This window comes from Olsenella kribbiana (genome assembly GCF_036408795.1).
GTDB classification, from domain to species: domain Bacteria; phylum Actinomycetota; class Coriobacteriia; order Coriobacteriales; family Atopobiaceae; genus Olsenella_L; species Olsenella_L kribbiana.
The window spans coordinates 251,483-273,258 of the sequence record NZ_JAZGJP010000002.1 but is presented as its reverse complement, the minus strand read 5'-3'; the positions used below and the strand labels follow the sequence as shown (position 1 = coordinate 273,258).

Annotated in this window: 16 protein-coding genes; 5 read left to right on the top strand and 11 right to left on the bottom strand. The window is 55.9% G+C overall.

Annotated features, from left to right (window positions below):
• The first annotated feature begins 437 nt into the window (after nt 1-437).
• From VXJ24_RS02770 to VXJ24_RS02760, 3 genes are all read left to right on the top strand, one after another.
• Nucleotides 438-1,682: an RpnC/YadD family protein gene (locus VXJ24_RS02770; protein ID WP_330971389.1), complete on the top strand. Its 1,245-nt coding sequence runs from the start codon at nt 438-440 to the stop codon at nt 1,680-1,682.
• 72 nt (nt 1,683-1,754) lie between these two features.
• A complete protein-coding gene (locus tag VXJ24_RS02765; protein WP_330971388.1) occupies nt 1,755-2,000 on the top strand; it encodes a hypothetical protein in 246 nt (81 codons plus the stop codon).
• A 72-nt stretch (nt 2,001-2,072) separates the two neighbouring features.
• Nucleotides 2,073-2,294, top strand: a complete 222-nt coding sequence (locus VXJ24_RS02760; protein WP_330971387.1) for a hypothetical protein — start codon at nt 2,073-2,075, stop codon at nt 2,292-2,294.
• Between the two features lie 36 nt (nt 2,295-2,330).
• Here VXJ24_RS02760 and VXJ24_RS02755 read toward each other — a convergent pair whose 3' ends face one another.
• The 7 genes from VXJ24_RS02755 to VXJ24_RS02725 are packed head-to-tail and all read right to left on the bottom strand — an operon-like array spanning nt 2,331 to nt 14,138.
• Nucleotides 2,331-2,903, bottom strand: coding sequence for an IS1595 family transposase (locus VXJ24_RS02755; protein ID WP_158559565.1), 573 nt, complete (start codon nt 2,901-2,903; stop codon nt 2,331-2,333).
• Complete coding sequence (locus tag VXJ24_RS02750; protein ID WP_118100749.1) at nt 2,890-3,327, bottom strand: transposase; 438 nt, start codon at nt 3,325-3,327, stop codon at nt 2,890-2,892. Before VXJ24_RS02750 ends, VXJ24_RS02755 begins: the two co-directional genes overlap by 14 nt.
• Before the next feature lie 33 nt (nt 3,328-3,360).
• Nucleotides 3,361-6,672 (bottom strand): BREX-1 system adenine-specific DNA-methyltransferase PglX, encoded by a 3,312-nt coding sequence (gene pglX / locus VXJ24_RS02745; protein ID WP_330971386.1) that lies wholly within the window; start codon nt 6,670-6,672, stop codon nt 3,361-3,363.
• Between the two features lie 18 nt (nt 6,673-6,690).
• A complete protein-coding gene (gene pglZ, locus VXJ24_RS02740) occupies nt 6,691-9,276 on the bottom strand; it encodes a BREX-1 system phosphatase PglZ type A (RefSeq protein ID WP_330971385.1) in 2,586 nt (861 codons plus the stop codon).
• Between the two features lie 3 nt (nt 9,277-9,279).
• Complete coding sequence (gene brxC / locus VXJ24_RS02735) at nt 9,280-12,864, bottom strand: BREX system P-loop protein BrxC (protein WP_330971384.1); 3,585 nt, start codon at nt 12,862-12,864, stop codon at nt 9,280-9,282.
• A gap of 12 nt (nt 12,865-12,876) precedes the next feature.
• Nucleotides 12,877-13,479: a BREX protein BrxB domain-containing protein gene (locus tag VXJ24_RS02730; protein ID WP_330971383.1), complete on the bottom strand. Its 603-nt coding sequence runs from the start codon at nt 13,477-13,479 to the stop codon at nt 12,877-12,879.
• A complete protein-coding gene (locus VXJ24_RS02725) occupies nt 13,479-14,138 on the bottom strand; it encodes a DUF1819 family protein (RefSeq protein ID WP_330971382.1) in 660 nt (219 codons plus the stop codon). Before VXJ24_RS02725 ends, VXJ24_RS02730 begins: the two co-directional genes overlap by 1 nt.
• Before the next feature lie 265 nt (nt 14,139-14,403).
• Here VXJ24_RS02725 and VXJ24_RS02720 point away from each other — a divergent pair, with 265 nt between their 5' ends.
• Together VXJ24_RS02720 and VXJ24_RS02715 are read left to right on the top strand one after the other, a co-directional pair.
• Entirely contained in the window at nt 14,404-14,769 is a 366-nt protein-coding gene (locus tag VXJ24_RS02720; protein ID WP_330971381.1) for a GIY-YIG nuclease family protein, read from the top strand.
• Between the two features lie 67 nt (nt 14,770-14,836).
• The gene (locus VXJ24_RS02715) at nt 14,837-15,403 is read left to right on the top strand and encodes a hypothetical protein (protein WP_330971380.1); all 567 of its coding nucleotides are present in this window, start codon (nt 14,837-14,839) and stop codon (nt 15,401-15,403) included.
• A 105-nt stretch (nt 15,404-15,508) separates the two neighbouring features.
• On the opposite strand, the gene VXJ24_RS02710 is transcribed toward VXJ24_RS02715, so the two are convergent.
• From VXJ24_RS02710 to VXJ24_RS02695, 4 genes are all read right to left on the bottom strand, one after another.
• Entirely contained in the window at nt 15,509-16,372 is an 864-nt protein-coding gene (locus VXJ24_RS02710) for a MurR/RpiR family transcriptional regulator (RefSeq protein WP_330971379.1), read from the bottom strand.
• Nucleotides 16,373-16,471: 99 nt separating this feature from the next.
• Complete coding sequence (locus tag VXJ24_RS02705) at nt 16,472-17,869, bottom strand: PTS transporter subunit EIIC (protein ID WP_330971378.1); 1,398 nt, start codon at nt 17,867-17,869, stop codon at nt 16,472-16,474.
• A 108-nt stretch (nt 17,870-17,977) separates the two neighbouring features.
• Nucleotides 17,978-19,861: an oxidoreductase gene (locus VXJ24_RS02700; protein ID WP_330971377.1), complete on the bottom strand. Its 1,884-nt coding sequence runs from the start codon at nt 19,859-19,861 to the stop codon at nt 17,978-17,980.
• Nucleotides 19,862-20,288: 427 nt separating this feature from the next.
• Nucleotides 20,289-21,740 (bottom strand): zinc-ribbon domain-containing protein, encoded by a 1,452-nt coding sequence (locus VXJ24_RS02695; protein WP_330971376.1) that lies wholly within the window; start codon nt 21,738-21,740, stop codon nt 20,289-20,291.
• Between the last annotated feature and the right edge of the window lie 36 nt (nt 21,741-21,776).

Sequence of the window (21,776 nt, the reverse complement as noted above, 5' to 3'; positions counted from 1 at the left end):
ACAGAGCCCCATTTACGAAAAAAGGGAGCACGTCACCATGTGACAATGCTCCCTGAATCTATGAGGAAGAAGGACTCACCCAGATTCTCCTTACCGGCATCTCGTGCCGCTTTAAAGGCTTGCAAGGATTATACGGCAAGCTCCCCCAAAGAAAAGACCCATTCTTGTCTTTACGGGATAGGCACGCATCTAACAATCAGTTATATCCTCTAACTTTTATGCATGTACGCCCACCGCCATCGACAGCGCACCCGGCATCAGGTGCGCTGCAGAGCCTCAGATCTATCGGACATAAGCAAAGCAATGGCATCCGGCAGACAGATGGCGCAGGGACAGCGTACAGCACAGGTCTTGAGCACACAGCGCAGGCCCCATTGAGCAGCCTCCGCAGAACGTTGATGGAGGCTGCATGCATTCAGCTTTGTGACCCATTGCAGATGCTTGTTCTTCATGTCCGTGAATTCTTCCCCGTCTTAGAACCGGTCCAGATTGCCCTCTGCCATGAAGCTGCATCCATTCTTGTGTTGCCGTCATTCATTGGCCTGTCTTCTTCATTTCGCAGCGTTGCCCGACATTGTCAGAGCGCTGCAAAAATGCTGTTAGAACATTTGTTCTTGTTTCATGCTATGCTTCCCGCATCTTGTTGGTGCAGGCAGAAAGGGAGGGAAGCATCCATGAGCACGGACTCGATATACGATTCTGTCTTCAAGACGATGACGCAGAAGATGCCCTTTCTCCTCATCCCGCTTGCGAACTACGCATTCGGAACAAGCTATCCCGAAGACGCGCGCATATCTCGCATGGGAGAGGAATATGAAGGCAGGATCAAGAAGCGCATCGCCGACTCTGTCTTTCGAATAGAGGAGACAGCCTTCCATATCGAATGCCAGAGCTCCTGGGATCCGCATATGGCCATGAGAATGGATAGGTATGACGGAGAGATAGCGCATGAGGAAGCAGAGGCCAGGCATGAGCACCATTTCCTGAAGCTGCCGCATTCCTGCGTTATCTTCCTGAGAGATGCACAACGTATGCAGCCTTTCCTTTCCATTGAAATCGGAGAGCCTAGCGGAGAAACCTCGGAGCATAGGACAGCGGCCATATGGGTGAAGCAGATCGATCTGGAGGAGATGCTAGAGCATAGGCTCTTCATCCTCCTCCCCTTCTGGTTCATGCGCTACGAAGGAAGTTTCGAGGCAGCAGCACACGACAGTGTGCTTGCGAAACAGCTGCTCGCAGAATGCAGAACCCTGCAGATGCGCTTTGCCGAGGCGCTGCATGCAAACGCCTCTGAGCAGTCCCCCGCAGAGGATGCAGAGGGCAGCAGCATATTTCAGAGACGCATAACGGAGCTTATAATCAAGGTATCAGACCATCTGCTGCGGGGCTATGAGCCCCTGCAGAGAGAGGTGAGGGAAGCCATGGGCGTGAAGATACTGAAGTTCGCTGACGAGCGGTATGCCGAAGAGAAGCGCGAAGCGGACGAGAAGTATGCCGAGCGCGAGCAGAAGGCCCGCGAAGAGAGCCACAAGCAGGGACTGGAGCAGGGCGCAGAGCTGGAGAGGCGTCGCCTTGCGGACAGCCTCCGCTCCCGCGGCTTCGACGAGTCCACGATCGACGAGGTGCTCTCCTTCGGCAGGAAGGACGACGGCGGAGAGGGACCGGATGTCCAGCAAGCCTGAAGCATCCAGCTTGGCGATGAGCCGGCGACATGATGATGACATGGGACGTTGGAGACCGGAGAAGCCATGGGCGTGAAGATATTGAAGTTCGCTGACGAGCGGTATGCCGAGCGCGAGCAGAAGGCCCGCGAAGAGAGCCACAAGCAGGGGCTAGAGCAGGGACTGGAGCAAGGACTGGAGCAGGGCGCAGAGCTGGAGAGGCGTCGCCTTGCGGACAGCCTCCGCTCCCGCGGCTTCGACGAGTCCACGATCGACGAGGTGCTCTCCTTCGGCAGGAAGGACGACGGCGGAGAGGGACCGGCTGTCCAGCAGGCCTGAAGCATCCAGCTTGGCGATGAGCCGGCGGCATGATGATGACCTGGGACGTTGGAGACCGGAGAAGCCATGGGCGTGAAGATATTGAAGTTCGCTGACGAGCGGTATGCCGAGCGCGAGCAGAAGGCCCGCGAAGAGAGCCACAAGCAGGGACTGGAGCAGGGCGCAGAGCTGGAGAGGCGTCGCCTTGCGGACAGCCTCCGCTCCCGCGGCTTCGACGAGCCCACGATCGACGAGGTGCTCTCCTTCGGCAGGAAGGACGACGGCGGAGAGGGACCGGCTGTCCAGCAGGCATAGGATAATCCGCTTAATGGCTGAGTACCTCCGGCATAGTTAGGCTCCCTGAACTGCAAACGGCTTGGGCAAGCTCGCAGGAAGCTTCGGCTGGACCGTGGCCGTGGCTGCGATGCCGGAGAGCGGGACATGCATGAGGCACATCTCGTGGAGGAGCTCCATGCAGGCATCGGAGGAGCTCCTGTGGCTGTATCTCCAGCTGTAGGAGTCCGCATATGACTGCAGGTGCTTCTTGGAGAGGCCGTGGAAGGCTCCCTCCACGTATGCCTTGAAGTTGGAGATGACCCTGTGGACCATGGGAAGCGAGGCATCGCCGTCCGAGCTGTCGTATTCCTTCTGCTCGAGGCCGCGGAACGAGGAGAGCCCGGCAGCTATGCCGCTCCAGGCATCCGCCCTTATCCTCGATGCATGGCAGAGGTGGTCGTGCCCGAACTGGCGCCATGAGTCTCCCGAGCAGTCCTGCGCGCACCGGATGGCGCACGATCCCCTCCCGGCAGGGGCCCTGTCGACGGCGGCAAGCATCGGCTGCTGCTCCGTGCCCCTTCCCCTCGTGCCTCCGGCCCTCGCGCCTATATAGAAGTCGTCCGCCTCGATGCAGTCAGCCGACAGCACGTTGAACGCACTCCGATCTGGCCATCGCGCAGCGGATGCGCGCAAGGACGCGCCCTGCCGTCTTGTAGCTGCAGCCGATCTGGCGCTGCAGGGAGCATGCGCTGATGCCTGCCTTCTGGCTCGACATGAGCCAGATAGCCACGAACCACTTCCTGAGCTCGAGGTGGGTCCCTTCCATCATCGTGCCTGCGGTGACGCTGAACTGGCGGGAGCACTTCGTGCACTGCCACTTGTGGGCATGCCCGTGCACCTTGGAGCAGGTGCGGTTTCCGCATGCGGGGCAGACGAAGCCTCCGGGATGCTTCTCCTCGAGGAGCCTCCTCTCGCACGACTCCTCGTCAGGATATCTCTCCAGGAACTCCAGGAGCGTGCCCCTGCTCTCGCATTCCTTCCTGCTCAGTCCGCCTGCATGACCCTTCGCCATCTCGTCCCCCGATCCTCCGGATGCATCAGCCGTTCATCCATATGATGCAGCGGAGCGGCGACAGGAATTCCTGCGGTTATGCCGGAGGTCCTCAGCCATTATCTCTTTTTCGCTCTTTGCTGTCTTCTCCTTGGAGAGGATATCGATACGCGAGCGAAGCTTGCTCTGAAGAGGTCTCAGATACTTCGTCAGAATCTCTCCCACCGTCGTCTCGCTGTAGCGGTGCATGTAGACAAGGCAGGAGAAAGACTTCTTCGGGCTCTGGAAGAGCCAGTAGATAGGCCTCTTCTGGTAGGTCTTCAAATGGTCCGCATAGAATTCCTTGGCAAAGTAGGTACGCAAATCACATCCCAAAGCGTTCTCTATGAACCCAACGTTCTGTCCTAGTGTTTCCGCCCCATAAGCAGCAGCCAGGAAGCGGCAGAAGCTGTCGACGATATCGTCATCGAACCAAGCCGTCTCCGTGATGGGCAGGATGTTATCTTCATCCGGCATGAGCTTAGGTTCCGGTACATTTTTAAGATAGTCCGCAACCGTAGACCCTTGATCTGCAAGTACAACCCCCGGCGTATTAGGCGAGTACCTACCAAAGATGCAACCAACGCCATAGGATATGAGGCTCTTCACATCACGCACCAGGTCAGCTCGCCGCACAGAGACCTTGTCGTCCGGCACCTCTATGGGCACCTCTCCCTCCATATCGTAGATGCGGGCGAATATACGGTTGAGCTCCTCCTCATTGGACTTGAGTTCATCGAAGCGGGACTGACACTCCTGCTGCCAGCGCTCGAACTGACGCTCGACCAGAGGCTCGCCAGGCTGCGCGAGAGGATGCGAATGGAAGTCCCAGGAGGTCTCGAAGACGTCCCAGTCTGTCTTGCACAACGAAACGCATGATTTTGCGAAGTCGTCAATCTGCCGCTCATCCTCTGATGTACCTACCGCATATGGCAACATATTTAAAGGCCCGCACGTAAAGTGAAGCGCAGGTGCAAGCAATCTAAGCATCGCATCCGCAACACTAGAGTTAACGAATGCCATCATACAGATTAGTACGTCTCTATCAGAACTTGTACAAATCGAGCCGACAGATGTTGGTATGAAGCCAGAGGGGATATACCTTGCTGAAATTCGAGAAGAAGAAATACGACTCCATGTAAATCCTTCGTGAAAATATACCTCTTTGCCATCAAGTCGCGCACCCTTCAATTGCCTGGATCTGCGTCCATCATCTTCCCAATCAACTAGGTAGTCGTTGTTCCCAAACCACTTCCGGAAACAACCTCCCTTTTGCGCTGGAAACCATCGTTTCGACGAACCGGCAGCATCTGCTCGCGACAAAAGATGCCATCCCACGTTAGTGAACCCGCACTCCCACCAGAGCCTCATAAGTTCATCATTATCGCCAGTTGTAAGACCTTGCTGGAAAAATACGTACTTGCTCGCTACGGGAAAGCTTTCAAAAGCCCGAAACATTCCATGCCCAACCCAATACGCAATTGGCCATCCAGGTATGGTTTTAAAAGACTCAGCATCCGCCTCATATCGCCATGAGCAATTTGGATCTGCCACTGCTTCACGAGTTTTCGGATCCTGCAGTTTCGGTCCAACGAAATCAGTGAGACGGATATAGGTTCCTTTGTAGTGGTTATTTTCGGCGTTACGCAGTGTGAAGAAGCAAATGGGAACTGTTGCCTCAGCAAAACCTGAGTATTCAAGCTGTACGAGAGTAGTAATCGTTCGGTTGGAAATGAGATCCTTCCGGAGCTTTTCATATGACGAGATGAACATCCAAACATAGGGAGACATGAAACCGAGATAGCCACCTGGCTCTGCAAAATTGATATTGCGCACGATGAACGAGGAGAAGAAGTCGCTCTTCACATCTGCATAGTTCTCTTTAAGCCAAGCAGCAAGCCATGAATTCATGTGGGATGAATTCATATACGGTGGATTCGCAATGACGCAATGGTAGGTACCGGATAGCACCTTGACATTGACAAGCATCTCCTGAAGCTTCCTGCGAAGAGACTGAGCGAAGATACTGTCTCCGTGCGAATCTCCCATACGCTCCAGCTCTTTGCGGATAGCTGCAGCATCTTCTGAATCTGGCACATAGAGGCTGCCCACCTCTCCCATGTGCTCCATGGCATCCAGAAGGCGGCTACGTTCTCTGAACGACTTCGACGTCTGGGCAAGCTCCTGTGCTTCAAGCTTCACAGGCACAAGCACCGTAATGTCTGCATCAATGTTGCGCTCAAGGAAATGCGAGTCATGCTCTCTTGCCTTCATCTCCAGGGCGAACTTAGCTATCTCCGCAGCACGGGCATCAATCTCCAAGCCCTTGAGATTATCTTGCAGAATCATGGCAGGAATATCCTCTGGGTTGTATCCCTCTTCCTCATACATTGCAAAGAGCAGGTCGAAGGCGTAGACAAGGATGTGTCCACTGCCACATGCCGGATCTATGACACGGATGTCTTCGGCACTTGCAACCTCGAGATGGCTTTCCCCATCTTTGGGAGCGATATAGTATTCCATTTGGTCCGCAAGGCTAGAGTCCGGATTGTTCAGCATCCATAAGCGGCCCAGAGAGTTCTGCGTAAGGAAGCGGACGATGTATTCAGGTGTAAAAAGCTGCGTTGCAGGACCAATCTCATTTGGACCGGCTTTGACATTATTCTTGCCTTTCGCCTTAAACCCAGCAATAACTTGGTCTTTCCGTTCAGCGATATAGAACTGATAGAGCCAGCCAAGCACCTCGACAGAGGAGCAGGCCTCTTCGTCCATATCCTCCACAATACGGTGCAGGATCGAGCCTTCTGCCAGAAGACCTGATGGCATGAGCAGCGATGATGCAGATTCTTCTGAGAAGAGGTATCCCATGGGCTTGGCATAGTGCCTTGAGACAGCCCTCAGAAGCACGGCATAGGCATCTCCAGTTGCATTAGTACTAGTGACCGTACCAAGCAAGAGAGCAGAGACTCGGTCGCGCACCATGCGATCGAAGCCGTATTCAGGATCGAATATGCCCTGTGCAGCATCTGCCAGCACGGCAGGCAGTGTCGAACCCTCTCTCGGCGTCACGACAGAAGTGGTCGTATAACCATTGGCATCCATGAAACGCAGGGCGCAGAGGCGATTGAACCAGGTATAGGCAGCGCTATCTATAATCTGGTCACGTCCCTGCTCGGAGATTGCAGCCTCAAGCTCGCTCACTGCGCGGGGGTCCGAGAGCCTCTCTGCACTCCCCTTTGCAAGGACTGCATCGAGCCTTCCCTCCACATCGCGGCGCAGCTCATCGCGTGCACCTGTAGCGAGAGCCTTTATCTTGCTCGTGTCCATGAGGCCACGTCCCTTCCCTTAGAAGTCAGATCCGAATGCTCGGTTGACGGAGTATTCCTTTTGCCATGCTGTCTGATACCTGGTTGTCGAGCCCACCTTGGCAGAGATGCGCAGCCATGCCGAAGAATGATCGTCCACCTCGTCGGTCAGGCGCAACGTGACACGGGTCTTGCGCTGCTCAGGATCTTCTGATGTGCTCGAAAGCTCAAGTTCGCGTTCATGAGTGCAGAGGAGCGTCCCCTCCTTGTCCTTGTCGTAGACACCCACACGCACCGTCAGCGGTGATACTCCTGAGCCACAGGGCTTTGTCTGATAGACATAGACAGAGACAGAAGGACCGGTGATGACAGGACGTCCTGTTGTGAAGCCTTCAACACCTGTAGGCTGCGTAGCCTCCTCATGAGATCCAGTCGTCTCTACCGTCACGATGGGGATGACATCCTCTTGGGCAGATGCTCCTCCATGCACGAATCTGGCACCCGACCCTTGGAGCCTGAGCCGAGTGATGCCGCGTGGCATCACGACCTCATAGTCTCCCTTGAGCGAGAGCTCCTTGGCCTCGTAGGACAGAAGAGAATCATCCTCCGGCAGACCAGTGCCCACGGCGAACCGTCGCGAGCGGGCAGCATCAGCCTGTCCCGCTACGGTCTTCGAAAGTTCTGGCACATCCGAGTAGACATAGGATTCCGGCTCCTGCTGCTGGTAGAGGAACCCATGATCCGCAGTCACGATCACCTTGCCGCAACCTGCACGAAGGAGGATCTGGATCAGCTTCTCTATCTCATCGCACGCATCATCGACCGCTTCGAAAGTTCGGCCTTCGCTGTCACGCGCATCACCTGTCTTGTCGATCACGTTGTGATATACGAAGGCCAGAGGGACGCCCTCGAGGTCCACTGAGCCCTTCTCAAGCATCTTCTCAGCGCTCAGGGCACGTGCCCCCTCTATAGCAGGAGCTATGAGAGATCCTCTGTTCTGCAAGCCATCTGTCGGCTTTCCATCCTTCAGCACACGGCAGCTGGCATGGTCTATCTCAAGCGTGCCGGCAGGAAGGAGCGCTGCCATTCCGAGCTGCGTATAGCTTGGCAGCATACAGACAGCAGCATCGCATGAGACAGAGATCTTTCCAGCAAGACCCGCAGCCCTTGAAGCAGAGAGCCGTTCTGCAAGATCTTTTCCTGCCTCATAGCGAAGGGCATCAGAGATGACGACAGCAAGCCTATGGCTGCGGTCTGCCTGTGGAAAGGCGAGCTCCACCCTGTCATGGAAGAAGCATTCCTGCGATGGCACAGAAGCAGGTGGCCAGCGTTCCTCATCCATGAGATGGGTCTGCCAGCGGTTTGTAAGATCGGAGAGGAATTCGTCGTAGCGCTTCATTATCTTAGCTTCTGCAGGCGCGAGAGCTTTTCTGAAGCGCGTCTCTCCCATGCGCTTGCAGGCCAGGAAGAACTCGCGGTAGTGCCTGTCTACCTCATGCCAGCTCGCTATATAGCCAGCAAAGAGGCCTGCAAGGCCCTCTGCATTCCCGCAGCTCCCCTTGTAGTCGTTATACGCTCTTTCGAACCGTGCAAGCGCAAGCAGCGCGCCATAGTGATGCCTGTAGCGATCGGCGAACAGCATATACTGCCGCCGCGCCCAGATGCCTTCCAGCAGCGTGAGATCAAGTCCGCTCTCCATCTCTGCCGTGAGGAAGAACATAAGAATCCACTGGTCTATCTGAGGGATTGCATCCACATCGGCCAGAAGCTCTGGCGTCCTTGCATCTTCGGGAATGGCAGCCGCAACTGCATCTTTATATTCATGGACGACATAGTCGAATGCTGGTCTTGTCTGTGCCGTACGTGCCAGATCTCCCAGAACCTTCGACGACTCTGCAGAATCTGCCTTTCCCTCATCTTCGACGATATCGCCGCACATGCCTTCCAGCATGCGGAATGACATATCCCCTACTGAGGGTTCGCTTCCCGCCGAAAGAGCATAGCCAAGATGCTCCCTCATGGCAGACCAGAATGTTTGGGCGAGCCCCGCTGCAGAGATGATCCTCAGTGCTGACTCATCCTCTCTTGACCATTCGATGATGGCTCTTGCTGCCATGGACCGCGCTGCATCGCGCACAATGGAATCAGTAGAGCGGAGCGCCACAGCGCAAAGCGCAAAGCGCAGGCTCTCGGCTGTATCCTTCGGCAGTCCAGATTTTGCAAGCATCTGCCTGCGTTCCTTGCTCTTGAAGAAGGCGGCATGATCGGAGATGGTCGAGGCAAGCTCGACCGGTATCCCGCACTCCTCTGCCCACATGCCTTCCATCGAGCACACGAACGGCTTTGCTTGCAGCTTGAGGTCGAGGATAAGATCGGCATAGGGGTCTGGAGCACCGCCTGAACGATACAGCACGAACCGCCCTTCGGGCTCCTGCCTGAGCACACGCCGCTTCACAGCCATCTCATGATGCGTGGCATTCAGGATGGTTGCCCCCTCAAGCTGGATGCTCTCTATTGCTTCAGCATAGTCAGACCCTTCATCTTCCCAGAAGACAAGCCTGACATTGCCTTGGAAGGCATCCTCGAGGCGTTTTCTGACATCCGCTAGGTCGATTCTTTCGTCCATCTCCTACACCGTGACCTTCTCGCCCTTGTCAAGCGCATCCAGGATGGCAGCCTTGAGGGCTGCAAGATACTCATCTGCATCATGTGCATTCTCGATGACGGGCTTTCCGAATCCTGGCACCGTGAGCTTCTTCACCGAGACCGTTCGGGCTACCGGAGAAGGAGACACAACGACCTCAGGTGGAACATCTTCACCTGAACTGCCTTTCGGTTCATCCGGCTTGACTTGAGGCTCTGGCACTGGAGGATTGAGCAGAGCAAGCAGGCGTCCTGCCTCCCGATCCGTGAACATGTCCACAAATGACCTGATGGAGTGCGGAGCCTTGAGCTCAGAGAGCTCGATTCCTGCATTCTGGAAGATGGTCTCGAACTCTTCGCGGACGTCTGCCGGCAGCTCATCCACCTTATACGTCTGCTCATAGGAGGCCTTGCTATCAGCAAGCCGCTCTTGAGTCTGTCTGCGCAGCTCGTCTATTGCCTCTTGGGCGCGTTTGCTGACGGCATTCATTGCCTTATATGCTCCAGGTATGGTGCCGTTCCTGTAACACCCGGGGTCATCGACCGTTGCCCGCACCACATCGATGCCGGTCCTGTCAATATCCAGCTCATCCACAAAGGAAAGGTCGTTGTCCATGAAGCTCTTCAGCTCGAGCCAGCGCTTCTCCATGGGAGAGCCATTGCAGAATGCTGTCATCTTGGAGAGGTCATCTTTGGTCTGAGCCAGCTCATCAGCCTTCTTTGGGAAGGAACTGATGAACCACGTCCTGTCACCAGCTTTTTCTGCACACTCTCTGATCGTCTTGAGTTCAGATGCAAACCGCTCTGCAAAGGGATAGCCCTGTGCCTTGGCACTGATTGCATTGGCAGCATCAGCTGCTTGCCTCGCATCAGCGGCGAGCTCAGCTGCCATGGACTTCGGATCGAGCATCTTCGGGTTTGTGCCAGTAAATGCACGGAACGCCTGCTGGAGAGCATTCAGCTGTTCGGGAGTGACCTCTTCGATGACAGTGACAGTCAGCTTGTCCAGTTCCTGCTTGCGCTTCAACGCTTCTGCAAGCTTTGTCCCTTCCAGAGGCTGTCCTGCCTTCTTCACCTCGACCTTGTTCTGTGCATAGAGCTTCGCCACAGCAGAGCGCACTGCGACTTCCGGCCAGCCGAACTCGTTCTTCGAGAACCAGGCTGTAAGGCTTCCAATACCGTCGCCACCAATCGTCACGGTGCCCTGTGCGAAGCGGATGCGCGCAAGGACGCTCTGGCAGTAGTCCTCGAGACCAGCATCCAGGCCCATCTGGGAGTTGATGCATTGTGCATAGACATCGTTATCTGTATAGCTGCGGGTAATCTGCTGGAGGCCAGTGTAGGAACGGCGAATAAGCTCGAGAAGTGCAGAGTTCACGGCATCCTTGCCCGACCCTGTCACCTGGGCTGTCACATCGGTACCGCCTGCGTTGTACGTGGCATGCGTGAGGAGCTCTGGCAGATCCTTCTTCAGGCGCAGGAAGAGATTCTGGTTGGCAGTCTGTTTGTCGACGATGATGGCCTGGCGTACCTTGGAGGAGCCGCTGTTAACGCGCACATAGCGGTCTGTCTTCACGAAGATGCCTACATTGTGCAGGAAGTCGCGGGCACCATGAAGTACTACCTTGAGAGTCTTGGGAGTGCCGACAATCTCCTTGAGGAGTCCGTCAGATTCAAAGTCGGTCACAAGATCGAGCGTGAGGTCGTTCCTCTGCGGTCCCTGTAGCTCTCCATCAATCCTCAGGTTATAGCCATAAGAGTGCTCGAACGAGCCGCCCTCGCTCTTGTACGTGATCTTGCGGGTACCGCATACTTCCTGGAAGAGTTGGGCTATCTCGTCGTGCACATCCTTTTCGGGAACTACGAGATTGTTGATCTCCTGCTCGACTTCCTTCTCATCATTCGTAAGGTACTCGTAGATATTTCCATTGCGGCGCACATACACCTGTCTCTCGAGCTCATCGAGAGCATTCTGGATCTTCTGATTGAGCTCAGAGGTGTTCTCCTTGAAGGAGCCGTAAAGCAGCACACGGAGATTAGCAGGCGTTGCACGGAAGTCATCCACATACTTCACGAGCAGCAGTGCCTTCAGAAGACGCACAGCAGTCTTGTCATCCAGCTGGTCCTCGGCGGTTGAGATATCTGCATATACCTCGCCACGGAGGTCGTTCCTGAGGCCTTCGAACATGTAGTCGAAGGCAGCGAGCGTGCCTTCTTCTGTATTGGCACCCTCTGCACAGATGCGCTCTGCCACCATCTGGAAGACACCGAGCATGGAGCGGGCACCCGTGGAGTTGTGCTTGCCTGTAAAGCAGTTGTGGTCAGAAAGGCCGCGCATGGCACTCTCGAAAACTACGAACTGATAGGGAACGAACGGATACGTCTTGCAGAACTCTTCGGCATTCTGGTAGCACTTGTATACCTTTGCTCCATCCGCAAAGTCGAAGAGCACGCCGAAGTCATCCTTGTACTTCTCATAGAGTGCCTCAAACTCGGGCATATCCTCAGGCTTCTTTGCCAGAAGGCGGTCCTGGATGACCTCCTTCGCATCAGAGGAAGTGAGAGGCATCTTTATATGGAAGCGTGCCTGAATCTTCGAGAAGTCGTTTGCCGACTCCTTCTTCATGCCGCCGACGACGGTATCCATGTCTTCCTGCGATGTCACGATCACCCAGGAATCGCCGCCGCAGACACGGCCCAGCTCTTCTGCAATGGTCTGCAGGTTCACCATGAGAGTCGTGTTCTGGGCAATGAACTGTCCGACCTCGTCCACGAAGAAGTTTACGCGGAAGCCCTTCTGGTTCTTTGACTTGATGTAGTCTGCCACGCGCTGCGCAAACATTCGGATGTCGGGTTTGTAGCTCTCCTGATAGCTCTTCACGATATCGGTGGAATAGCCTTCAGGGTTGCCGACCGCCTCATCGAATGCAGCAGATATCTGCTGACTATAGATAAGCGTATAGGTTCGTACCACTTCCCAGGTCTGGCCCGGAAGCCTTCTTGCTATAGCTTCGCGGAAGGCATCGAGCTTGCCTGCCTTGTCAAGGTCATACTCCAGCTTCGCTATATACGCTTCCCCATCGAAGTAGCCGCAGTGGTGGTTGAATGCCTTGATGAAGGCAGAGAGCATGGCTCCCGCCTCTGCCCTCTCCGAGTTGGGTGCATAGGCATCGATGTTGAAAAGGATGCTCTCCGAGGGATGCTTCTTCGGAGCCATCTCCATAGCGCTGACAAGGGCGGGGATGTCAGACACCTTTGGGATAAGGTAATCCATTGCAGGCTTGACAGAGCCATCCTCGTCCTGGACATTGCGGTTCTCGAGCGCAACAGCCAAGATCTTGAGCAAGTGAGACTTGCCCGAGCCGAAGAAGCCCGAAATCCAGGCACCATTGCCGACACTCGCTGGCTCGTTGTAGCTCTCCAGGAAGGTAAGGAGATGCGTCTTCACCTCGTTCGTAACGACAAACTCATCGAGCTCGTTTGCAAGGTGTGCATCGTCTGTCTCATCGGCCTTCACGACGGGGTCGATAGGTCTGTCTATATCTTTCTCGAATGCGTCCTTCAGAAGCATGGGGCACCTTCCTTAGAGATCGAATACGCGCGTTGCGCGGTAATAACCACTGCCGAGATTCTGTTTAAGACCAAGAATGTTCACGGATGTGGTCCCATCAGCGAAATGCTCATAGCTGCCAGGAAACACGAGCACAATCGGTATCTTCGGCGAAAGTCCGCTCAGGAGATTGCCTGTACGCACATAGGGGAATGTCTCTCCGATGCCGGTCACGAATGCGATATCAGCATCTCCGTGTGCCTCTATTGCCTCCATCACCTTCGAAGCAAGGTAGCCTTTCGCGTCAGCAGCACCCTCGAGCATCCGTATGAGATCCGAACGCTCCACAACCGCTTCGGCCTGCACGATCCGCTCCCAGACACCATCATTATCAAGCCGCTGGAGCACAAGATCGTAGAGGTTGACCTCAATCGGCGTGACGCCTCTATCCGGAAGATCATGTTCGCAGATGACATGGATGAGGTCTGCTGCATAGGCCTGCTGCGAGGGGTCATAATCGATAATGTAGGTACCTTCGCGCATCATATAGCCATTGCGCCCGAGCAGCGCATCATCGGAAAGCTTGTCCACGATGAACTGGCGGGCATCATTGATGTGATTGAATACGGCACCCATCAGAGGACCCTCCCCGGAAAGATAGCAAGGTCGCTAGCATGCTCAGGATCGAGTGCCTCTTTGAAAGAAGCAGATGGCAACAGGGGCGTGATCCTGCGATCTGAATTCACTAGATGGCAATCCACCAGCAGGCGGAGAACCGTGTTCCTCATCTTCTTCTGGCCCAGGTCTGTCATGCGCCCAAGCTCAGGGTGAATCTCAGCCTGCTCCTCGAAGAATACGTCATATGCTTCCTGCGGGAAATCCGGCATGGAATGCTCGTAGCGCATGACAATCACCTGCTCAGAGAGGTCCCGCACAAATTGGTATGTACGACAGATAGCGACCCAGAGCATTGCATAGCGATCATCGCCTATGGCAGAGACGAAGAACTCCACTTCCCCATCCGTGAGCTGACGGAGCCGCTTCACAATCTCGCCTGAAACGCGTTCACGGGAGCTTGCTGCATTGAGCTGGAATAGATTGTCGTCAATGATCGTCTTTCTCGCAGCAGTCCAGTCATTCAGATTGAGATACAGACGTGCGGCGAGAAGGCTCTCCTGTACACGGGCAGAAGAGCCGCTCATAGAAAGCGAGTAGCTACGAGACAAAGCTGACACCTCCGAGAGGCTGATCAAGAGAAGCTGATTCGTTGTGCTGCAAGCCAATGCCTGAAGCAAGCCAGGCAACTGAACCAGCAGCCACGCAATCAAAGCCCGGGAAGGCAGGGAGACTTGTCACGTTAGAGTTTTCAGACTCAGAGAGACGCCAAACAGCATCTCTGTTCAGAACACTCAACCTTGTCATAAGCCCCACCTCCCAAGCTGCGGAATGCCATACATATAGGTCTATGATACGACAGACAGCCGTAAGAACTTTGTCAGCCACGCCAAACGACTGCTGCGTAGGAGCCCTAAAGTCCTCTGCTGCGCAGGAGGTGCCAAGATGTCAAAAAGCAAAGAGATGAGGCTTGGTACGTCCATCCATCTGACGTTCCGCTCGATTGACGGATCCATTCCGTCTGCAGCAAGTCTCGTCCTCCCAGCAGATGAAAGACGCGGCATCTACCTCTATGAATTCACAGACGGCACAGCCTACGTAGGCAGATCGGGTGATATGGCACGCCGCCTCTCTGATCATCGCCATGACTACCGCCACGATCCGCATCAGCCAGATATCCGCCAAGCCCACTTCGCGCCAGTCAGTAACGATGTGAGTGACGCCCAGCTCGACGAGATAGAGACTGAGGCCATCCATTGGGCAGAACCTCGTCAACAAGCTGAAGGTAGACAGGCCCGGAGGATTATCTGACGTAGAAGTCATCCTGGATGACGGAGCATCACCGCTGCTTCCCTGGGACAGGTCCAAGCGGACAGACATGCTCGAACCCGCAAAGCTTCCAACGCCTACCAGATCACAGGAGCAGCGCTACCACCGCTTTGTAAGCACTTCTGCGGTGAGCAGCCTGACAGATGACATTGGACGCTATGTTGCAGAAACCATCCCCGAGTTCGCCCGCCTAGCCGGGACACGCTGGTCCATCACGGCGTTCCCTCCCCGTACAAGAAAGCCCTACGACGATGCGGCTTGTGCCACCTGCGTGACCTGCGGCACGCTCGAGACGCTTGTCATCTGGACCAATGGCACCGACATCTACGGAAGAATCAACTGTAAGCGTCCTGAAGGCGATAAGAAGTTCAAGCCGTTCTATCCCTTTCTTCTTGGCCACCAGGGCTACACTGCAGCCAAAGGAGTCGTCTCATACACCTTCAGGAACAAGTCTGCATTCGAGCGAATGCTGAACAACAAGAGGCTTCTTGATTGGTGCTACAGGCTCAACGTCGAGATGATGAGGAAAGGGACGAATCCGCAGGCACGCTGGACGAACCCATCTCTCACAATAGATGTCATGGACGCTGCCACGAAACGATACAACACTCAATGAATAGCTGCTGCCGTTGCATGCAGGAGCAGCAGCGCAGAGAAGAGCCATCCTCGTCGTCGGCCCATTTGAAGACTTGCTGGCATCTCTGCCTGCAAGCACAGATCGCTAGCGCGAATCGTTTGTCAGCTCCATGAGCGTCTTCTGGGACTCGCGTGCATGGCGCATATTCCTGTCATAGTCTGCCTGGAACAGCCAGCAATAGAGACAGTCCAGGACAAAATGGGTTGCATCGAAGGATGAGAAGGTCTCGATCTTCCGGGAGAATGAATCGCTTTCATTGCTGTTCAGGCAGATAACCTCATCGCATTCCGATGCAAGTCTGCTGGCAGGGTTGGCCGTGATAGCGAGGGTATGGCGTCCTCGTGCCTTGAGGATCCTCGCATAGGAGACAATCATCTCGGTCTCCCCCGAAAGGGAGATGAAGATGTTGTAGGAGCGTGCGGAAGCATATATTGCATAGCCACGCTGAACCATAGCATCCTGGTCCACATTGACCTGTCGTCCGATGCGTACGAGCTTTGTCTTGAAATCCAGAGCTGCGGGAATAGACGTGCCCACCGTGAAGACGTTTACCACGTCCGCCACAGCGAGCAGCTTCACCACACGGTCAATCTGCTGCCAGTCGAAGCCAGAGATTGCGTTGTTGATAGCATTGGCCGCAAGGTTGCCAAGCTTCCATGCCACCTGCTCATGCGAGTCGTCTCGATCGAACGGCATGTTCGCATCGATTGCGACCTTGTGCCTCGACTGCTCCCACTCTGCCACGAATGCCACGCGGAAGTCACGGTATCCCTGAGCACCGAGCTTCTTGCAGAGCCTCACGATGGTTGCAGGCGATGATTCAGTGAGCTCAGCAAGGCGCTCGACCGATGCATCCCGTACCATGCCGCCATTCTCCAGGAGGTAGCGTGCAATGATGCACTCCGTCTTCGAGAATCCATCGCATTCCTTGAGCCGCTCCAGAATCATATGCCCTCCCATAGCGGCTCTTCATGCAGGAAGGCCGCACGACCAAGATACCAGTCGTGCGGCCTTGATGCCAGAAGCCTATGTGGGGGATGGCCTGGCCTAGTCGAAGTCCTTGACCTGTCCGCTCTTCAGGAGCGCAGCGGTGGCAATGAAGCTTGCTGCAACGCTTACAAGGATGCCGATGCAGTAGCCGGGGAAGTTCTGAGCGCCGAACCAGGCACCGAAGGCAAGCAGGCCTGTGAAGGCAAAGTTCGTGGCACCGACATTGCCGAGTCCCATGATGAAGCCTGCAAGGCCGCCAGAGCAGATCATGACTGCAATGAGCTTCTTGTTGCGCAGGATGACGCCGTAGAGGCCAGGCTCGGTGATGCCGCACAGGAAGTCCGTGAAGGCAGCAGAGCCAGCAACGCCCTTGTCTTCCTGGTTCTTTGCAAAGACCATGACAGCAAGGCAGATGCCGAGGACGGCGTAGTTGCCCATGCCACCAGGAGCAAGGCTGTACTCGACGCCCTGGGCGCCAAGGATGCCAAGCTGGATAGGAAGAACAGCCCAGTGAAGGCCAAGCAGGATGACAAGGCTGAAGAAGGCACCGAAGATGGTCTCGAGCAGGACCGGAGAGGCAGCGAGCACGTTATACACGGCCAGGATGCCATTGGCGAGAAGTCCGCCGAGCGGTCCGAAGACCATGATGGTGAGCGGCACGAAGAGCACGAGGCAGACAAGAGGCACCAGGATGAACTGCATGCTTTCGGGCAGATGCTCCTTGAGGAAGCGCTCCACATAGCTCATGCAGAAGACTGCAAGAAGGATGGGGATGAAGCTGCCGCTCAGGTTGAATGCCGGGAAGCTGATTCCCAGAAGGTTCACCGTCTCGCCCGTCACCAGAAGGCTGGAGACGCCGGGATACATGATGGAGGCGCCAAGCGCTGCCGCGACATAGGGGTTGCACTTGAAGTGACGTCCGGCCGTGAAAGCAAGCATGATCGGGAAGAAGTAGATGAGGCCATAGAAGATGGCATAGAACGTCTGGTAGGTCAGGCTGTCTGACGTGACGATGCCCATATTCGCAAGCAGGCCGATGACGCCAGATGCGATGCCGCCCGTAGCAAGAAGCGGGATGTACGGCGTGAAGACGTCAGACATCATGCGCGTAAAGCGGTCCAGAAGGCCGATCTTCTCTGCGCCGTCTGCAGCTGCTGTCGCAGGATCATCGATGCCTGCAGACTTCGTGATGCCGCGCTCTGCAATCTCAGGCAGCTCCAGAAGCCGGTCGTACACACGCTCGACCTGGTTGCCGATGAGCACGTGATAGGTGCCCGCCCCTTTGGCAGTGCCAAGCACGCCAGGAAGCTTCTTGAGTGCATCTTGATCGAAGCGGCTGGGATCCTTCAGGCTGAAACGCAGCCTCGTGGCGCAATGGATAACGTTGGTGATGTTATGTGCTCCGCCGACACCTTCGACGATTCCATGACACAGATCCGTGTAGTCCCTTGCCATTGCTCTGTTCCTTTCCTTCTCTTTTGAAAGCCAGAGGGCGCACCAGTCCCCATCCCCCGATGTCCGGTGCGCAGTCTGCAAATCCCCGTCCTGAAACTTCGATCTGCCTTACACGCAGAGCGCGAATGAATGCCCCTCGAAGACCGCGTTCATGATGCTCGAGGGCCTTGTGCAGTCCCCCACAGCAACCGTGTTGCGGACGATACCGTAAAGCGCTTCAGTCTCCTTCGAGCGTGCTGCCATGCCCGTCGAGACAACCATGTCGTCGAAGGGAATCACACGGGATGTGCCGTCTACCATCATGCAGTGCGCCTCTCCCTCTGCGACCTTCTGGCAGGAGCAGCTCGTGAGAACTTTGATGTTGGGATGCAGCTCGAACTTCTGGCGGAGCGCTTCCTGGTAGAGGCTGTTCGCATTGCCAGCAAGACGGTCGCACATCTCGACCACCGTGACGTCGCGTCCGCGCTCAGCAGAAGCAAGAGCAAGCTCGCAGCCGATGGAACCGCCGCCTAGGATGACAACACGCTGTGCAAGCTCGTCCTCGTGAAGTATTGCCTGCGTGCCCACCATCACATGGGGACCCTCAAGGCCTTCAATCCTCGGTACACGCTCTGTGGCACCAATAGCGATGCAGAGCGCATCGGGATCGAGCGACTTCACGAGCTCTGGTGTAGCTTCGCAACCCAGGCGCACATCGATGTCGCGCTTTGCAATCTGCGTCCGGTAATACTCGAGGAGACGTGCCACCTCGCTCTTGTGGGGCTCCTTCGCAATGAAGCGCAGCATGCCGCCGAGCTCCTGCTCGCGCTCGATCAGCGTCACCTTGTGCCCGCGATCGCAGGCGCTGATTGCTGCCTTCATGCCGCCAGGGCCAGCACCCACGACGACAACGCGCTTGGATACCTCTGCGCGCTCGATCTTTGCCGGAACGAATGCTTCGTGATGATAGCGAGGATTCACGGAGCAGCCCACATTCCAGTGATCGGAGGCAATGTGGTAGCAGTTGGAGCAGCGCAGGCAGGGTGAGATATCCTCTGGACGGTTCTCTTCTGCCTTCTTCACCCACTCGGGATCTGCAATGAGTTCACGGCCCAATGAGACGAGGTCTACGTCGCCTGCAGCGATGGCGTCTTCTGCCATCTGCGGCGTCAGCACGCCGCCGACAACGCCCACCGGCACCTTCACCGCACGCTTGACCTCGCGTGCCCACTTGAGATTGGGCATCTCCTCCTCAAGGTTGGTCGTGACCGTATGCACGTTCGCGACCTTGTTGATATCGATGCCAGCAGAGACCTGGATGGCATCGACATAGGGCTCAGCCATCTTGCAGAACTCGACGACATCCTCGAATGCAATGCTGCCTGGCACCCACTCGGATGCGCTGATGCGCATATCTACCGGATAGCGTGGCCCCACGGTCTTGCGCACAACTTCCAAGATGCGCAGCGGGAACTTCGCACGGTTCTCCAGGCTTCCGCCGTACTCATCGGTGCGGTGGTTGTAGAGCGGAGAGAGGAACTGTGCCGGCAGCCAGCCGTGGCCGAAATGCAGGAAAATCGAGTCGAAGCCAGCCTTCACGGCACCCGCACACGTCTTTGCATACCAGTCGAGCGTCTCCTGCATCATGTCTTCGTCCATGCCACGCACTTCGACGCCGTCCTCGCGCACATAGCTGCAGGGGCCCTTGGCATAGTCCTTCACGCGTGCATGCAGTCCACCATGGAAGATCTCCACAGAGGCACGGGCACCGCCACGATGGATGCCCATCACACGCTCATGGGTTGCCTCGCGCTCATACTTCGCAAAAGGCCACGGTTCGTCACCGCTTGAAAAGCTCGAACGCCCCGGCTCGACGATGGCATGGCCGGCAATGACCAGACCGGCACCGCCAAGTGCCTTCTCTTCGTACAGATCGCTGGTAGGAGCCGCAACGACGCGATTCTTGAGTATCATTCCGTTGATCGTGATTGGCGCAAACAGATGGTCGAACATCCAGCTTCCCCCTCGCTTGCTTGCATCCGCTTCGTATGTTGCAAACTTAACAGGGGAAATCTGCTGTCTCTGCCGATAGCAGAGAACTGATGGGTAACTTTCTCGGGAGCTAGCTTAGAAGGCAGAAGGGATGAAAGAAACTTTCATCCTGCACATTCAGAAGCGCATTCCCTATCCCAACAGTCCATGCAGCCCACAGGCACAGCTTCCTTTTGCATGCAGATGCGCTTTCCGCAGCTCTGCAGGCATGGCAAACGGACCTCTACATTGATAGCGAAGGTCCCGATCCTTGAAATAATCGCTCTCCTCACAGGAAGCAATGCTGATTTGGAGCAGCCCCTGCACGCCTTGAAGAAGATAGCAGGCGTGCAGGGGCTGCAAAGCAATCGAATGCATGGTGCCGGAGTCCTCATGAGATGCCTGCTGCTCAGGACTCCTGCCGTTTCTGCTCTGCCTCGCAGTAGGGGCAGCCTCTTCCCTTATTGATCCTTGTCGCTGTTGTCATCCTCCACTTGTGTTCCGGATTCTTCGAGCACACCCATTCCGGAATGAAGTGCAGCGTGCTGAAGGGCTTGATGTTCCAGGGGCTTATGGGGTTGTCCGGACTCCATTCTGCTGCGAGCTGCGGGTACTTCCAGGCAAGAGAGCCCATGACCTTACCGCAGGCAGGACAGCGGTTGTTCATCCTCAGCTGCCTGTCATGGACCGTCATCTCCCACTCATGCCCGCATGCCATGCACCGCCAGATGATGACTCTCCTGCTGCCATCCTTCACATTCTGGGGCGTCCACGGACCACCATCTTTCGGACGCACCCATTCAGCGGCAAGCTCAGGGTCTGTCGCCGCCAAGCAGTTCTGGTCCGTGAGCTTCTTTGTTTCGAGGCCTCTGCAGACGGCGCAACCATTCGTGAGATAGGTATAGAGCGTCTGCACCGGATGGTGGCCTTTGGGGCACTTGAGGTGCACAAGGAGATTGCTGGTCAACGGAATCGATGAAGGATCTCTCTCATCGTTCCAGGCGTCCATAAGCCTCGGCACATCCTGGGCAGTCATATGGCTGAGACCTTCCCACAGCGCATTGAATTCATTGGTGATCCGTGAGGCGCAGTATGGGCAACGCGGCTGAGGGTAGACGGCATATACCGGGCGCTTGAACTGGAAGCCACACGTAGGACATTTCCATGGATACACATGGCGGGAAAGGCAGGTCAGATCTTTCGGGATGTCTCCTCCATTCGCTTCAGCATCCCACCACTTCACGCATTCTGCACCGGAGTCTACCAGGAGCTTCGTTGAGCCATCCTGATACTGTCCCGGAGCTGCAGGAGCAGACTTCCGCTCGACCTTTATGGCTTCCCTGCCGAAAGCGACGCCTTTTCCGGCACCGCCACAGGTGCAGCCGAACCTGACATCTCCCGGCCTCTCGACGGTCTGCCTTCCACAGACCTTGCATCTGACGACTAAGAGATCGTCTCCAGGATGATTGCCCGCAAGAAGGTCGATGAGGTCGAAGCCATTGTCCTCTGCCAGCTCCTTTGCATCAGCGAGGCTCATGGCATAGCGTGCGCTTACGACACCCTGATCGATCAGGTCATCAAGGTCTGCTCCCTGGTCGAGCATATGCTTGATGGCAGCATGCTGGGTCGCTCGCGCTTCGTCGTACCAGCCAGACCAGAAGCAGGCACGGCAGACCTTCTCTCCAATCGCATTCTTGTCGAGGAGGTACTTCAGCCGGTAGTGCGCTTCTGTGCCGCATCTCTTGCAGCGCGTGAAGAGGTACTCGTCCTTGCGGTACTTCCCGTCCGGATTGTAAGGCTGCTCCAGCTCAAGGCCAGCTTTGGAAAGAATCGAGTCAAGCTCTTCGTCTGCAAGCTTCATCTTGCACGCTCCTCCCGTCCATCCCGCCTGTCAAAA